This is a genomic window from Catenulispora sp. GAS73 (assembly GCF_041262085.1).
Taxonomy (GTDB): Bacteria; Actinomycetota; Actinomycetes; order Streptomycetales; family Catenulisporaceae; genus Catenulispora.
Map to the genome: position 1 here is coordinate 28,174 of NZ_JBGCCM010000036.1, position 15,631 is coordinate 43,804.

Annotated in this window: 14 protein-coding genes; 7 read left to right on the forward strand and 7 right to left on the reverse strand. The window is 70.5% G+C overall.

The features are described 5' to 3' along the window. Positions 1 to 15 precede the first annotated feature (15 nt). Positions 16 to 1,152: a citrate synthase 2 gene (locus tag ABH935_RS39685; RefSeq protein ID WP_370345488.1), complete on the reverse strand. Its 1,137-nt coding sequence runs from the start codon at positions 1,150 to 1,152 to the stop codon at positions 16 to 18. Positions 1,153 to 1,363: 211 nt separating this feature from the next. Here ABH935_RS39685 and pdxH point away from each other — a divergent pair, with 211 nt between their 5' ends. Further along, positions 1,364 to 2,020 (forward strand): pyridoxamine 5'-phosphate oxidase, encoded by a 657-nt coding sequence (gene pdxH / locus ABH935_RS39690; RefSeq protein ID WP_370345486.1) that lies wholly within the window; start codon positions 1,364 to 1,366, stop codon positions 2,018 to 2,020. Positions 2,021 to 2,098: 78 nt separating this feature from the next. Here the strand turns inward: pdxH and ABH935_RS39695 are convergent, their stop codons facing one another. After that, complete coding sequence (locus ABH935_RS39695; protein WP_370383132.1) at positions 2,099 to 2,833, reverse strand: hypothetical protein; 735 nt, start codon at positions 2,831 to 2,833, stop codon at positions 2,099 to 2,101. A gap of 23 nt (positions 2,834 to 2,856) precedes the next feature. Beyond that, the gene (locus ABH935_RS39700) at positions 2,857 to 3,525 is read right to left on the reverse strand and encodes a UdgX family uracil-DNA binding protein (RefSeq protein ID WP_194916067.1); all 669 of its coding nucleotides are present in this window, start codon (positions 3,523 to 3,525) and stop codon (positions 2,857 to 2,859) included. A gap of 155 nt (positions 3,526 to 3,680) precedes the next feature. On the opposite strand from ABH935_RS39700, the gene ABH935_RS39705 reads away from it, so the two are divergent. Further along, positions 3,681 to 4,886, forward strand: coding sequence for a M48 family metalloprotease (locus tag ABH935_RS39705; protein ID WP_370383133.1), 1,206 nt, complete (start codon positions 3,681 to 3,683; stop codon positions 4,884 to 4,886). A gap of 86 nt (positions 4,887 to 4,972) precedes the next feature. On the opposite strand, the gene ABH935_RS39710 is transcribed toward ABH935_RS39705, so the two are convergent. Beyond that, on the reverse strand, positions 4,973 to 6,256 hold the full coding sequence (locus ABH935_RS39710) for an MFS transporter (RefSeq protein WP_370383134.1): 1,284 nt from the start codon (positions 6,254 to 6,256) through the stop codon (positions 4,973 to 4,975). An 83-nt stretch (positions 6,257 to 6,339) separates the two neighbouring features. On the opposite strand from ABH935_RS39710, the gene ABH935_RS39715 reads away from it, so the two are divergent. From ABH935_RS39715 to ABH935_RS39725, 3 genes are all read left to right on the forward strand, one after another. After that, a complete protein-coding gene (locus ABH935_RS39715) occupies positions 6,340 to 7,329 on the forward strand; it encodes a DUF5937 family protein (protein WP_370383135.1) in 990 nt (329 codons plus the stop codon). A 209-nt stretch (positions 7,330 to 7,538) separates the two neighbouring features. Further along, a complete protein-coding gene (locus ABH935_RS39720) occupies positions 7,539 to 8,225 on the forward strand; it encodes a metal-dependent transcriptional regulator (RefSeq protein WP_370383210.1) in 687 nt (228 codons plus the stop codon). 241 nt (positions 8,226 to 8,466) lie between these two features. Further along, on the forward strand, positions 8,467 to 9,519 hold the full coding sequence (locus tag ABH935_RS39725) for a hypothetical protein (protein WP_370383136.1): 1,053 nt from the start codon (positions 8,467 to 8,469) through the stop codon (positions 9,517 to 9,519). A gap of 123 nt (positions 9,520 to 9,642) precedes the next feature. Here the strand turns inward: ABH935_RS39725 and ABH935_RS39730 are convergent, their stop codons facing one another. Beyond that, positions 9,643 to 10,314 (reverse strand): bifunctional DNA primase/polymerase, encoded by a 672-nt coding sequence (locus tag ABH935_RS39730; protein WP_370383137.1) that lies wholly within the window; start codon positions 10,312 to 10,314, stop codon positions 9,643 to 9,645. 191 nt (positions 10,315 to 10,505) lie between these two features. On the opposite strand from ABH935_RS39730, the gene ABH935_RS39735 reads away from it, so the two are divergent. After that, the gene (locus tag ABH935_RS39735; protein WP_370383138.1) at positions 10,506 to 11,915 is read left to right on the forward strand and encodes a transcriptional regulator; all 1,410 of its coding nucleotides are present in this window, start codon (positions 10,506 to 10,508) and stop codon (positions 11,913 to 11,915) included. A 71-nt stretch (positions 11,916 to 11,986) separates the two neighbouring features. Continuing rightward, positions 11,987 to 13,345, forward strand: a complete 1,359-nt coding sequence (locus ABH935_RS39740; protein ID WP_370383139.1) for a hypothetical protein — start codon at positions 11,987 to 11,989, stop codon at positions 13,343 to 13,345. 78 nt (positions 13,346 to 13,423) lie between these two features. On the opposite strand, the gene ABH935_RS39745 is transcribed toward ABH935_RS39740, so the two are convergent. Beyond that, complete coding sequence (locus ABH935_RS39745; protein WP_370383140.1) at positions 13,424 to 14,275, reverse strand: hypothetical protein; 852 nt, start codon at positions 14,273 to 14,275, stop codon at positions 13,424 to 13,426. Positions 14,276 to 15,191: 916 nt separating this feature from the next. Continuing rightward, positions 15,192 to 15,608 (reverse strand): DUF4232 domain-containing protein, encoded by a 417-nt coding sequence (locus tag ABH935_RS39750; RefSeq protein ID WP_370383141.1) that lies wholly within the window; start codon positions 15,606 to 15,608, stop codon positions 15,192 to 15,194. Positions 15,609 to 15,631: the final 23 nt, after the last annotated feature.

Here is a 15,631-nt window from a genome sequence, read left to right on the forward strand (position 1 = left end):
GCCGACCAGAGCCGCTCAGTCCTTGTACGTGTGGAAGCCGCTCGGCGGCACCATCGTCTCGAAACCCTCGACGGTCTCCGGCTTGCGCGGGCCGGGGCCGATGTAGCGGGAGGACGGCCGGATCAGGCGGCCGGTCTTCTTCTGCTCCAGGATGTGCGCGCTCCACCCGGCGGTGCGGGCGCAGGTGAACAGCGAGGTGAACATGTTCGCCGGGACCTGCGCGAAGTCCAGGACCACGGCGGCCCAGAACTCGACGTTGGTCTCCAGCACGCGGTCCGGGCGGCGCTCGTGCAGCTCGGCCAGCGCGGCCTCCTCCAGAGCCTTGGCGACCTCGTAGCGGGGCGCGTTCAGCTCCTTGGCGGTGCGGCGCAGGACGCGGGCGCGCGGGTCCTGGGCGCGGTACACGCGGTGGCCGAAGCCCATCAGGCGCTCGCCCTTGTCCAGGACGCTCTTGACGTACTTGCGCGCGTCGCCGATCTCCTCGACCGCCTCGACCATGTGCAGCACGCGCGCCGGGGCGCCGCCGTGCAGCGGGCCGGACATCGCGCCGACCGCGCCGGACAGCGCGGCCGCGGCGTCGGCGCCGGTGGAGGCGATGACGCGGGCGGTGAAGGTCGAGGCGTTCATGCCGTGCTCGGCCGCCGAGGTCCAGTACGCGTCGATGGCCTGGACGTGCTTGGGGTCCGGCTCACCGCGCCAGCGGATCATGAAGCGCTCGACGATCGTCTCGGCCTTGTCGACCTCGCTCTGCGGCACCATGGCCTGGCCCGGGTGCTCGATCGAGCGGGCGGACTGGGCCACGAAGGACAGCGCCATGACGGCGGCCCGGGCGAGGTCCTCGCGGGCTTTCTCGTCCGAGGTGTCCAGCAGCGGCTGCAGGCCCCACACGGGAGCCAGCATGGCGAGCGCGGACTGCACGTCGACGCGCACGTCGCCGGAGTGCACCGGCACCGGGTACGGCTCCGCCGGCGGCAGACCCGGGTTGAACTTGCCGTCCACCAGAAGGCCCCACACGTTGCCGAACGTCACGCGTCCGACGAGGTCTTCGATGTCGACTCCGCGGTACCGGAGAGCGCCGCCTTCCTTATCCGGTTCGGCGATTTCGGACTCGAAGGCGATGACGCCCTCAAGGCCCGGTACGAAGTCGGACATGTGTACTCCCTCTGTTTCCTTGTGTGCCGCTCAACGTGCTGTGGCTCGATGCGGCCAGCTGGCTTGCCACGGTGTCGCCTTACCCGGCGGCAACGTGACGACACGGTGGTGTCGTGATTAGTGCGTCTCTCCTATAGTGACTCGCCACACAGGGTGCTCTGCACCGGGGGCAGTGCTGTGTCTGGAATGTCACACGCGTTACCGTGGGCCCGTGGACTCTGAAGCGCTCGCAGCGCTCCGCCGGGAGTACGGCATCGGAACGCTGCGTGAACAGGACGCGGCACCCGCACCCCACCTCCTCTTCTCCGGGTGGCTGGAGGACGCCGTCCGGGCTTCCCTGCCCGAACCGAACGCCATGGTGGTCTCTACCACTGACCTCGACGGCCAGCCCTCCAGCAGGTCAGTGCTGTTGAAGGGGTTCGACGAAACCGGATTCATCTTCTACACCAACCTCGGCTCCCGCAAGGGCAGGGAGCTGACGGCGAACCCCCGTTGCTCCCTGTTGTTCCCCTGGTACACGCTGCACCGGCAGGTGATCGTCATCGGCGCCGCGACCAAGCTGGACCGCGAATCCGATGAGGAATACTTCGCCACCCGCCCGCACGGCTCGCAGATCGGCGCCTGGGCCAGCGAGCAGTCCACGGTGATCCCGGGCCGCGACTGGCTCGACAAGCGGGCCGCCGAGCTGGCCGAACAGTGGCCGGAGGGCACCGAGGTGCCGTTGCCGGACTTCTGGGGCGGGTTCCTGGTCCGGCCGCAGACCGTCGAGTTCTGGCAGGGCCGCCCCGACCGCCTGCACGACCGGCTCCGCTACAAGCGCGACGAGCACAGCCCCGACGGCTGGACCATCGAGCGCCTCAGTCCGTGACGGCGCCGCCAACAGCGACACTGACCCCGACACCGCCAGCGGCTCGGTCCGAGCCGCCGAGCGCCCGGACCGGACCGTTCAGTCCGTGCCGACCGGCTTCACCTTCGCCGGGTCGACCGCGATCCACACCGCCTCGGCGCTCGCCACCGGCTCCCCCGAAGGGCCGTAGAGCGCCGAGACGGTGAACGTCTTGCGCCCCTCGGTGCGCAGGTGCCTCCCGAGCACCACATAGCGCTCCCCGGCGGCGATCGGCGCCTCGTCCAGCATCTCCACGCTCATCCGGCCCAGCACCATCGGACGCCCGGCGAGATCGCCGGCCGACCAGCCCCCCGGACAGTCCAGCGCGGCCCACACGAACTCCGGCCCCACCGCGTCCTCCGCGGGCGTCCACGGAGCCGCCACGACACCCTTGCGGCCCGGGACCGGGCCGGGGAAGACGTGCAGCCCGGTCGGATGATCCGGGCCGCAGACGAAGCAGGTCAGGAACGGATGCCCGCTCAGCCCGGCGTAGCCCTTGGCCGCGGTGAGCGCCTCGTCGTAGGACACCGGCTCGACGAGTTCCCCGGCGGCCTCCACGAGCTCCGCCTCCGCGATCACCGTGCTGCCGTCCAGCAGCCGCAGGCTCTCGCTCTCCGCCGGCTGCCGGATCGTCAGCGGCTTCTCCAGCGGCGGCGGCTTGCGGAGTGTGACCTCGACCTTCGCGCCGGGCGTGTCCCCGAACTCCTCCAGGAACAGCTGCGCGAGCATCCCGGAGACGTAGCCGCCGTTGCCGGAGTGCGGGGGGCCGTTGAAGCGGCGCGAGATCGTCAGCATGGGATCCACACTCTCAGATCCGGCTAGGCCAGCAACCGCGCGACCAGCAGCAAGTCCGACACCAGTTCCTTGTACGCAGTCTCCTGATTGTCCGCGCGCAGCACCGCCGACGGATGCGACGTCGCCACCAACGACACCGCCCGGCGCCGCGAGGGATCGGAGCCGAACCCCGCGTCCCCCGACGGCGGCCACATCAGCACTTTGCCGCGGTCCCGCGTCACCCGGAACTGGGGGCCGATCAGGGCCCGGCCCGCGGTGGCGCCCAGGACCACGATCACCTCGGGGTCCACTATCGTCAGCTCCGCGCGCAGCCAGGGCTTGCAGGCCTCGATGTGCGTGGTGTCCGGGGTCTTGTGGATCCGCCGGCCGTTGGGGCGGTCCTGCATGAACCGGAAGTGCTTCACGCTGTTGGTCACATACGCCTGCCGCGGGTCGATGCCCGCCTCGGCCATGGCGCGGTCGAACAGTTGCCCGGCGGGCCCGACGAACGGCAGCCCCGCGCGGTCCTCCATGTCCCCCGGTTGTTCGCCCACGAACACCACGCGCGCGGCGGGGTTCCCCTTGGAGAAGACCGTCTGCGTCGGTCCGCTCAGCGAACCGGGCTGGGCCTGGTGGAGTTCGCACCCTTGGCAGGCCAGGGCGGCGGTGCGCAGCGCGTCGATCGAGACCCCGCGCGGGATCGGCAGCGACATCGTTATCGTTCCTTGATTTCCGATGGGTGTTGCCCGGTTGAACAGACGTCCATTATTGCGCCGTGGCACTGACAGAAACGCCGCGAACGGTCGAATACACCTGTCCGCGGTGTGGATGGTCAGGCGAGTTCGACGCCAGGTTCGCACCGTGGTGCATGGCGAACGACCACGACCTGATCGCTAAGGATGAACAACAGAAGTCGGCGGCCCAGACAAAGCGTGTACAGCGCAAGCGCAAGACAGCTCGGCGCAGAGGTGAAGCGCTCCAGGAACGTCTGGTCCAATCCGGCGATCTCCGGCCCGGCGGCGCCGCACGGCTGGCCGCGGTGTCCTTCGGTCTGGCCATCCACGCACTCACTCTGGTCATCCTCGTCGGTGCCGTAGCCGCGCTGCTCAGCGGGCTGTGGCCGCTGGACATCCTGGCGCTGCTCGGGTTCGGCATCGTGTGGGTGGTGCGGCCGCGGTTCGGCAAGCGCCCCGGCGCCGACTGGATCAAGCGCGCCAAGGCGCCGAAGCTGTTCGCGATCCTGGACCGCGTCGGCGAGGCGACCGGAGCCGCGGTCCCGAAGTACGTCACCTTCGACGCCGGGTTCAACGCCGGCACCGCACGGCGCGGCATCCGTCACGAGCCGGTCCTGACCCTCGGCGTCCCGCTGTGGCAGATCCTGGACGGCGACGAGCGGCTGGCGCTGCTCGGCCACGAACTCGGCCACCAGGTCAACGGCGACACCACGCAGGGTGTGCTGGTCGCGAGCGCGTACCGCAGCCTGCAGGAGTGGCGGGTGCTGTTCTACCCGAGCACCCACGGGCGCCCCGTGCCCCGCGGTGAGGCCGGACTCGCGCAGCTTCTCCTGCCCGTGATCCTGCTCCCTTTCTACCTGCTCATGACCGGGCTCCAGAGGTTCTACGGCTGGCTGCAGATCCATGTGTCGCTGCGGGCCGAGTTCCTCGCCGACGACATCGCCGCACAGACCGCCTCGACCAAGGCGGCACTCGCCTTGTTGCGCAAGCTCGACGCGCGAATGTCGGTCGAGGCGTACGTGACCCGCGCGCGGTCCGCGCACACGACCATCCGCAAGGCGGCCAGCCTCGAAGACGCCATGGAGATGTGGATCGGGCTCCAGGACTACATCCCGACCATCCCGGAGCACGAGTACATCCGCGCCGCGCGCGTCTCGGAGTTCCGCGGCACGCAGATCGACTCCTCGCACCCCGCGGACTACCTCCGGGCGCGGCTGCTCAAGGGGAGACCGCCCCGCACCGCGGCGGTGACGGTCTCCGAGGACGAGTGGCTGAGCGTCGACCTCGAACTCGCTCCCCACGTCGCGGGGGTGGGCCGCGCGATGCTCATGCGCCGCTGAAGGGGATCCCCCTCCGATTCCCTTCAGTCGGCGCACCGGCCAGGTCAGCCCCTTCAGCCCTTCAGCCAGTCCCCCTGATCCGACGATCAGTCCTGCCACTCCCGCAGCGGCCTGATCGCCAGCACCGAGGCGACGACCCGCAGCCCGCCGCCGACCACCCACGGCGCCGCCAGCCCGAACCACCCCGCGATCAGCCCGCCGACCAGCGCGCCGAGCGGCTGCATCCCCCACACCACCATGATCCCGGCGCTCGACACCCGGCCCAGCAGGTGCGGCGGCACCAGCCGCTGCCGCTGTGAGACCACCGCCACGTTCCACAGCGAAGCGCTCATGCTCCCGACCCCCAGCAGCGCGGCGACTACGAACATGTTCGCCCCCGACAGCCCTATCCCGATGCCCGCCACCGGCGTCACCGAGGAGCACAGCCGCGCCACCACCCGGCCGCCGAGCCGGGCCACCGCGGCCCGGCTGATCAGTCCGCCGACGATGCCGCCGACGGCCGCGATGCTCAGCAGCACGCCGTAGTGGTGCGTCCCGACGTAGAGCACCAGCGTCGCGGCGCCCATCGTGGAACCGAAGTTCGCCGCCGCCGACAGCATGGTCGTGGTACGCAGCAGGCGGTGGTGGGCCAGCCAGGTCAGGCCTTCCTTCATGTCGGCGCGCAGCGACCGGCGTTCGGCTGTAGCTACTCCCACTTCTGCCGCTGCGGTGGTGCGTCCGCCGGGCGGCTGGCGTCGCCCGGTCCGCGGCAGGCGCGCGATCAACAGCATCGACACCGCGAACGTCACGGCGTCGGCCCAGAACGGCAGCGTCGGGGTCAGCGCGAACAACGCCGCGCCGAGCGCCGGTCCGGCGAAGTCCTTGGCCACCGACTGCGCCGTGTACAACTGCCCGTTGGCCGAGATCAGGCGCTCGCGCGGGACCACGGAGGTCATCAACGGCTGCGAAGCGCTCTTCGCCAGAGCCGCCGCCATGCCCAGGCCGAAAGCCAGGACGTACAACGCCGCCAGGCCCCACCCGGCGCCGCGGTCCATGGCCAACAGCCCGACCGCCAGTACACACAGCAGCTGCCAGCCCTGCGCCTGAATCGACAGCCGCCGGCTCTCCGAACGGTCCGCGATCGCCCCGGCCTGCAACGAGAACACCAGCCAGGGCAACGTTCCGGCCACCGTGAGCCCGGACATCAGCCGTGGATCTCGGGTGTACCCGGCGGCGAGCAGCGGCAGCGCGGCGACGAACGCGCCGTCGCCGAGGACCGAGATCGCGCCGGCGGTGAACAGCAGATGCCAGTCGCGGCCGAGCTTGCTGGGACGCGCCTTCGGGCGGCGGACCGGGGCGGGGGAGTCGGAACGGAAAGAAAGAGCGGTCATGGAGCAAGATTCGAAGATCGGCTGCCGCGGAGCTACGATTTAGTGCTTGCTAAATTAGTGCGGGATCAATCTCGGGGGCACCGATGGCCAGACCGGTCCGCATACCGATCGCCGGGACCGAGATGGCGCGCGTCCGTTTCGCCATCTCCCCGGTTTATGAGGCGCTTCAAGCGGTGGACGTCCTCCAGGAGCCCGGCAAGCACGCCGTGCACCTGCCGTGGGTCCGCTGGGCACGGCCGCTGCTGGCCGAGGTCCCCGGGTGGGAGATCCTCGCGGGATTCACCGCGCGTGCGGTCCGCCCCGGCGTCCTGGTCCCGCCGCCGGACGTCCACATGCCCGCGCTGGACGAGGAACTCGACACCATCCGCGCCGCCGACCCCGGGCGCGTCCGGCGCTACTTCGACAACAACGGGGCGCCGAGCGACCGCTTCCAGCAGGAGTTCTACGACGATCCGCCGGCCGGCCTGGCCCGGCTCGCCGACGTCCTGCGGCGCGTGTTCGACGTCCTCGTGGCCCCGCACTGGCCGCGGATGCTCGGGGTGCTGGAGGCCGACATCGCCTATCGGGCCCGCGTGCTGGCCGACGGCGGCGCGGCCGCGGTCTTCGACGACCTGCACCACGACGTCCGCTGGTCGGACGGCGAACTGCGCCTGCACGGCCCGGGAATCAGCGAGGCCGTGTGGCCGTTCACCGGTAAGGAAGTAGTCCTCGACGGCAGGGCGCTGGTGCTGTCACCGAGCGTGCTCGGCTGGCCCGACGTCTGCGTGAACACCAAACCGGTCACCTCCGGTCTGCTGCACTATCCGGCGCGGGCCGTGGCGACGGTGTGGGAGACGCGCCGGCCGGCCCCGGACGCGTTGTCGGCGCTGCTCGGCCGCACCCGGGCCGAACTGCTGGTCCAGCTGGCCGAACCGGGAACCACCGGAGAGTTGGCCGGACGGCTCGGGGTGACGGCCGGGGCGGTCTCGCAGCACCTCGGAGTGCTGCGCGGGGCCGGACTGGTCGCCACGCGACGGGACGGCCGGGTCCTGCTGCACCTGCGAACCGAGCGCGCGGAGGCGTTGCTCGGCTGAAGTGCCAGCCCCGCGCCAGTGGCGTGGGCGTGGCTGAGTGTCTTGAAACCGCGCCAGGTGCCCCTGCGTGTCGGTGGAATGCGCAACAATGGAGCACCGCTGCGCGGACCGGCCTCCTGGACCGGCGGCTTGGCACCATGTGACGGCGGCCGTGGGCCCGCGGGAAGGGACTGGAGAACGTGAGCAGCGACCTCATCGACACCACCGAGATGTACCTGCGGACCATCTACGAGCTCGTGGAGGAGGGCATCGTCCCGCTGCGCGCGCGGATCGCCGAGCGGCTGGGGCAGAGCGGCCCGACCGTCAGCCAGACCGTGGCCCGCATGGAGCGCGACGGACTGCTGACCGTCGAGGGCGACCGGCACTTGGAGCTCACTGGCTCGGGCCGCGAGCAGGCGACCCGCGTGATGCGCAAGCACCGGCTGGCCGAGCGGCTGCTGACCGACGTGATCGGGCTGGCGTGGGAGGACGTCCACGTCGAGGCCTGCCGCTGGGAGCACGTGATGAGCGAGGCCGTGGAGAAGCGGCTGCTGGAGATCCTGGACCACCCGACCGAGTCGCCGTACGGTAACCCGATCCCGGGCCTGGCCGAGCTCGACGACACCGTCGGCGAGCAGGAGGCGTTCCTCGACGGCGACGTGGCCAACCTGCGCGACGTGGTGGAGCGCGGCGCGCGCTCGGCGACGGCGCAGAACCTGGTCGTGCGACGGCTCGGCGAGCCGCTGCAGAACGACCCGGAGCTGATGCTGCGCCTGCGCCGGGCCGGCGTGCAGCCGGGACAGACGGTGCGCGCGACCGTGTCGCCGGGCGGCGTGCTGCTCGGTTCCGTGGGCGAGACCGCCGAACTGGACCTGGATCTGGCCGGGCATGTGTTCGTGACTGTGCGTGCCGCCTGACCGTCGTTCGGGTCTACCGGGGAAATTCGGGCTCAGATAATCTGTGTGGGTGAATCCACGCTTTGTGATAGTCAGACCGCCCAGGGTGAGCAAGAATGGCGAGGCTGTCCAAGAGTCTTGGGGGTTCGCCACAATGTCTTCGATATCCGCTCCGGATGCCGACTTAGGCGGCATGATGCCTTCCCCACGTGGGCGTCGGCGCCGCGCCTCCCTGTTGTTCGCGTCAGCGGCCGCTCTGGCCGTGACCGCGTTCGGAGCCCTGCCCGCCGCTGCTTCCGACGCATCGTCCCCCACGACCTCTTCGGGGTCGTCTCAGACGGGTACCGCCAAGGCGGTCGCCGGTCAGGTCCACCTCGATGTGCAGCTGCTCAACGGTCTGCTCGGCGCGTTGCACCTCACCGGACCGAACGGTCTGGACCTGCCGCTGGCCGATCTGTCGCTGGGCGAGGCCGACGCGCCGAACGCGAGCGGCGACTCGGCGAACTTCACCAACTCCGTGGTGCGGCTGCGCGACAATTTGATCAGTACTCTGCATCTTCCCGGCCCGGACGCGGATCTCATCAAGGCCGACGCGGTGTCGGGGACTGCCCGGGTCATCAACGGCCCCGGCGGTTATACCCAGGCCTACGCGACGGTCGCGAACCTCCGACTGTTCCTGCCGCTGCTGAATCTGCCCGGGGCCAGCGCCGACAACGGCATCCTCAAGGTGGACCTGATCTCCGCGCAGGCGACCTGTGTGCCGGGGCAGAAGCCGACGGCCTCGGCGAAGATGCCGACCACGATCCAGTTGCTGGGGCAGGACTTCCCGGTCCCGCTGACCGGTGAGGTCAAGCTGGACGTTCCCGGCGTGGCGGACATCGACGTGCGGCTGGCGCCGACCACCACCATCGACAACGCCGGGGCCTCGGCCGCCGTCGAGGCACAGGTCACGCTGAACGCGCTGAACCTGGCGAAGGTCAGCGGCGGTATCACCCTCGCCTCGGCCTCCTGCACGACGCCGGGCGCGGTAGCGGCCGGCAGCGGCGCGCCGTCGGGTCAGGCCTCGTCGTCGAACTCGGCGGCCGGCGGCACGACTACCACTACCACCACCTCGAAGCCCAAGGCCGCTGCGGCGGCCGCGACGACCGCCGCCCCCGCGGCGCTGGCCGACAATCAGGCCGGGGCGCTGGCGCACACCGGCGCGAGCGGGTCGCTCATGCCGATCGCCATCGTCGCGGTGGTGCTGGTGTTCGGCGGCGCCGGACTGCTGGTGTTCCTACGGAAGAAGGCGGCCGGACTGCGGCCCAAGGAGTAGCCCCCCGGGCTCACACGCGAACGGCGGTCACCGATCGGTGACCGCCGTTTCTGGTGCCTGGACTGGTTTTCCGCTTCTGTTCCTACCTCTGGCCGGTGTTCCCGTGGTCCTGTCTAGTACCGCCTAGTACCGCTCGCGCCCGCAGGCGTAGGCCAGCGTCGGGATCAGTTCCGCCGCCTCGGGCAGCCACCGGTTCGACTCCCCGGGCGGCCGGGCCCACTGCACCTGTCCGCCGGTCCCCATGCGCGAGGGCGGCGCCACCACGAAGTCCTTCTCGCCGTGGCAGACCAGGTCCAGCTGCGCGCGGCCCCAGCCGGCCCGCATGAGCATCTCAGGGATCTTCTTCTTCGTGCCCGGGAGCACGAAGAAGTACAGCCGCCGGGTCGGCGTCGCCGCGACCGGCCCCAGCGCCGCCCCGTTGCGCTCCAGCCGCGCCAGGGCCAGGCAGCCGGCCTGCTCCGGGACGTCGATGACGTCGAAGGTGCGGCCGGTGGGCAGCAGGATCGCCGAGTCCGGGTTCTCCTCCCACCAGCCGTGGACGCGCGAGGGCTGCGCGGTGATCTGCTTGTTCCAGTCGCGGTGCGCGGGGTGCGAGCCCAGGGCGGTGCACGCGTTGTTCCCGCACGAGCAGCGCCAGGCGCCGTCCACGCGGAGTACCGACGCGCCCGGGAGGATGTCCCAGTGCCGTTCCTCGATGTAGGTCAGTGCGGCGGCCTTCAGGCCCAGCGGATCGGCGCCCACCGGGGCGGGACCGGCCTCGGCGAGGTCGCTCTCGGGGAGTGACAGCACAGTCATGTGCCCATAACGCGAGTGACAGGAGTCTGGTTACGGGTCTGATGTCACCTGATTGCCCGAATGTGCAAGAGGTCTGATATTTCGCCGAGTTGATCTGCATTCGTTGTGCCACACGGGTATTCGTCTTCTAGATCTGTATTCATCATGAAGATCTATGTTCGTCCGATTGTCCGGCGGGTATCACCGAGGGTATGGAGGGGCACCGGGGGCCGCGCGAGCCGAATCGGAGACTCGCGGAGCTGATCGCTGAGGCCGGCTGTTCGAACGCGGGACTGGCCCGGCGGGTCAATCTGGCGGGTGCGGAGCTCGGCCTGGACCTGCGCTATGACAAGACTTCGGTGGCACGCTGGCTGCGCGGACAGCAGCCGCGGGCCACCACGCCGGCGTTGATCGCCGAGGCCCTGGGCCGCAAGCTCGGGCGGCCGGTCACCGTCGAGGAGATCGGCATGGTCGACGAGCGGGACGGCAGTTCCTCGCTCGCGCTCGGCCTGGCCGCCGACACCCCGGAGGCGATCGCGGTCGCGGCCGGGCTGTGGCGGGCCGACGCCGCCGGCCGCGAGCAGCTGCGCGCGGCCTCGTTCGCGGTCACCGCGATGGTCGGGCCGAGCCGGGACTGGCTCATCATGGCCGAGGACCCGGTGGTGGCCCGCGGGATGGCCGCGGCCAAGAACGGCCACGCGCCGTTGCGCGTCGGCCTGTCCGACGTCGCCGCCGTACGCGCCGCGACCGACGCGTTCCGCACGCTGGACCACCGCTTCGGCGGCGGCCACGTCCGGGTGCTGGCGGTGCGCTACCTCGACGGCGTCGTCGCCGAGCTGCTCCGCGGCACCTACCCCGAGCGCGTCGGCCGCCAGCTGTTCGGCGCCGCCGCGGCGCTCACCGAACTGGCCGGCTACCTCGCCTGCGACACCGGCCGCCTCGGTCTGGCACAGCGCTACTACATCCAGGCCCTGCGACTCTCGCAGGCGGCCGGCGACCGGGCGCACGGCGGGCACATCCTGTCGGCGATGAGCCATCTGGCGAACTCGCTCGGGGCGCCGCGCGAGACGGTGCAGTTGGCGCGGTCGGCCGACGAGGGGGCGCGGGGGATCGCGTCATCGCACGTGCGCGCCGAGTACTTCTGCGCCGAGGCCCGCGGCCACGCCGCGATGCGCGACCGGCGCGCGGCCGAGCAGGCGCTGGGCCGGGCCAGCGACGAACTGGACCGCGGCGACGGCGACGCCCCGGTCTGGTCCTCCTACTTCGACCACCACTACATAGCCGACGCGGCCGCTTCCTGCCACCGCGACCTGGAACAGCCGCGACAGGCGGCCGAACAAGCCGCGGCGGCGCTGGCCGGCTTCGGCCCGGACAAGACCCGGCGCCGGGTGCTGAACCTGTTCACCCTGGCCTCGGCCCGGGTCCAGGGCGGCGAGGTGGAGGCCGGGTGCGCCGCGGCGACGGAGGCCGTGAAGCTGTCCGGCCGGGCCCGGTCGGCGCGCGCGGTCGAGGCTTTGCACGATTTCGACCGCAGGCTCGATCCGTACGCCGCGGTCGCGGCGACCCGGGAGTTCCGCAGCTTGATAGCCCTGCGGCGGCCCGGCGAGCCCATCAACGCCTGAACGTCGGTGCCGTCGGGTCCGCCGTTGTGGTCAAGCATCGAAAGTCCGATCGGGTAGGCTCGGTCCCGCCTATGGACGAGACGCTGCAAGAAAGCGAGCCGACAGCCGAGGGTGGGCGTGCGCCGTCGGAGGATGCCGCGACCGCCCAGGCGGGAATGCCGCATACCGCGCAATTCGCCCCTGTCGAGACGCCCTACCAGGCAGTCTCCCCCGCCCCGCCGGAAGAAGACGGCTACCCGGGCGGACCGATCCCCGAATCCTCCGGCTTCTCCTGGCGCCTGCCGGGCCAGCCGGCTCCCGTGCAGCACGCACAGGGCGGGATCCCGAACGAGTTCGACCACCTGTTCCGCGACGCGCCGGCCGACAACCGGCACTCGCTGATGCCCAACCAGGGCACGATAGGTGTGTCGGTACCGGGAGCCGCTGGGTATTCGGGACCGTCGTATCCACAGAACCCTGCGACGAGCGGCCCGGGCGGGCCAGGCGGGCCAGGCGCGCCGGGCGCTTCGGGCCCCGGCACGGGGCCGCAGCCGACGCAGGCGCTGCCACCGGCCGACGCCACCGGGCGTCAGGCGCCGGTGTACCAGCCCCCGACGCAGGACCAGGTCGGCTACGGCCAGCAGATGCCCAGCCGGGCCTACGACCCCGGCGGCTACTCCGCGCAGGCGCAGGGTGCCCCGGTCGACCCCGAGTCGCACACCCAGGCCATACCGCGGGTGCAGCCGCAGATGTACGGCGGCGGCATGAACCACGGCGGCCGCGGCCCCGGCGAGCCGGACCTGCTGCTGGCCGCCGGCCCGGACCGCCGCCAGTCCAACCGCACGCTGCTGGTCGCGCTCGGCGTGTTCGCGGTGCTGATCGTGGTCGCCGCCGTGGCCTTCTCCGGCGGAGGCGGCAAGGCCAAGCCGAACAACGCCGGCAAGTCCACGACCCCCGACACCCCGGCGTCGAGCACCAGCGTCTCCGCGCCACCCGGCGTCGACCCGGCCGCCAAGGGCCAGGCCGACGCGATATTCGCGATCATCGCGCAGAGCCACGAACTGCGCACGAAGGCCAACGCGGCGATCTCCGGCGTGCAGCAGTGCAAGAACGTGGCGTCGTACAAGGCGGACTTCTCCGACGTGGCCGCCAAGCGGCAGGCGCAGGCCGACGGCATGAAGCCGCTGGCGGTCGACAAGCTGCCCGGCGGCACGCAGCTGCAGGCGAACCTGGTCAACGCCTGGCAGCTGTCCGCGGAGTCGGAGAACGACTACGCGGCGTGGGCCAACGACAACCTGAGCTGCACCGGCAAGCCCGGCTCGAACGACAACTTCAACAAGGGCAACAGCGCCGGCGACAAGGCGGGCTCGGTCAAGGGCGAGGTGGTCTCCGAGTGGAACGCTTTCGCCTCGAAGCTCGGCGAGCAGACGATCAAGATCAGCGACCTGTGACAGAGCGCTGACGCCGACAGCGACGGCCACCGGTCCTCCGGTGGCCGTCGCCGTTCGCGGGGGCGCGCGCCGCCGTCGTCAGCGAAGCTGGTCGACGTACTCGTCGGTCCCGGGCACCGTCGGGATGAATGGCCCGGCGAACTCAAGCCGGCCCAACCCCGAGGCTTCGACAGCGGCCCCGTCCCCGGCGAACCGGTCCCAATCCTCGGCGGGATCCGCCTCGGTGAAGTAGAGCACTGTGATGCGCTTGCCGACCCCCTCGACCGGCTTCACATAGGTCGGCGTCGTCCCAGGCAACGGCATCGGCTCGAAGACCGTCGCCATCGCCACCGGCGACCCCTCCAACTTCCCGGGCAGGTGCTTCTCCCTGAGCCACGCGGCCAGCGCCGCCGGATCCTGATCCGCCGCGGCGTCGAAGACCTCGACGACGAGCCCGGCGTAGGGGTAGTTCAGGGCATGGATGTCACGCGGACCGGAGTCCCCATCACGGTAGACGACACCGAGGTAGTTCTGGAACGACGTGAAGACATGCGTCCGCTCCTGGAAGACCCGGCCATCCGGCAGCAGCCGCCGGTTGATCGCGACGGTCCAGTCCAGATGATCCCGATACCGGCCCTCGTTGATCCAGTACACGGTGATGTAGGCCCCGGCCGTCACAGGACTCGCGACAGCGGAGTCCGCCGGATACCGCAGCAGCTGCAACGGACGCGTGGCGACCCACCGCCGCCCGGCGAACATCCAGGGCATGGACATCGCACCGGAGATGTAGTGGTCGTCCTCGTACCATCTATGGTAGCTAAGCTCGTGGCCAGGGTGGGGCTCCACCATGGTGATCAACGCGGACCCGATGCCCGGTCCGTACGGGCCCTCCGACGCCAGTTTCGTGTAGGGACTCGGCTCTCGTTTCGGGTGCTCCTGCTGCTCTGCCATGGCGCCTCCAGGTGTGGGCTTCCGCGAGATCTGACGATACGTCAGATTTGATGTGTGACGCCATAGTCATCGAAAAACCGCAGGTCGGGGCACACGGAGGCGGCGATGCTGGCAGGCGGGCTGCGATCTTTTAGATGGGGATGCTCGGCGGTCTAATTGGGCGCCCCTGGTTGATGTGTGGGTGTGGGTGTGGGTGGCTGGGGTGTGGTGGGTGCGGTCTGTTTGTGGGTTTTAGGAGCTTTTTACGGCTTCGCGCTGGTTTAAGAAGGATCCGCTGGGTGGCGCAGTTCGGTGGTGCCCCGCTGGTTGGGTTGGCGGCTGGCGGTGTCCGTGTGCACGACCGCGCACAGGTCCGAGTCACTGCGCACACGTCAGGCGGGCGGCTGGCGGCCGGGTGTGGTGGGCACCGAAAGTCAAAAGCCAAAGGCAGGGCCTCCGGCGGCGCCTGCGCGGCGAGCGGCGCTCGCTCCGGGGAGGGGGGGTCGCGCTGTGTGCTGGCGGTCGTTGCTTGTGGTCGCCTTGTCCCGGGTTCCCCGTCGCGTCGTCGCCTGACGGAAGCAGACCGGTCCGGTGGTATCAAGTCGGATCGCACGCTGCTGTGGTGCGGTTTCGTGCGACTTGACACCACCGGCCCGGTCAGCTTGGCTGCGCCCGCCGACGCGACGGGGAACCCGGGACAACCCCGGCCTGTGGTGTGGACACGGTCCACCCGCGTGCGCACACGTGCGGTCGTGACGTGGCGCGCACGAGACGCGGGGGGTTGGGGATCCCTCAGAGTCTGGAGTGCCCCCGCCGGAGGTGCCACCCAGCGGATCCTTCTTAAACCCGCGCGAAGCCGTCAAAAAACGCCCTTGACCGTCAACTCACCAACAAACCGCACCCGCCACCAGCACCCACACATAGGTCAGGAGCGCCTCTAGTTGCTGCTTGTGACCGGCGGGTTGTACGGGGGATAGAAGTAGCTCGGATCGAAGCCTGCTGTGATCGGGTGGATCTCGAAATTGGCGCACGCGGGACCATCGGTCAGGCTCGGCGTACCGGCCGGGAACTGCTTCGGCACGCCGCCGGAGGGCGGGGTGACATCGAACGTTGCCACGAGGGCGCACTGGCTTCCGTTGTCCGTTCCGTTCCGCCATTCGACGCCGGCTGACGCGTAGCCGCCGGGTGGGATGTCGACCGTTGGCACGGAGGTGAGGTTGCCGGCCCAGCCGGTGAGCGTGTGGGCGGCGACCGTGGTCGTCTTGCCCTGTTCATTCAGTCCGCTCACCTGTGGGTACCCAGAGATGCGGCATGCTGTCTGGCTGGTGTTGTGGAACAGGAAGATGCCGATCATGTGCCCGCTTCGGCCTGTCCAAG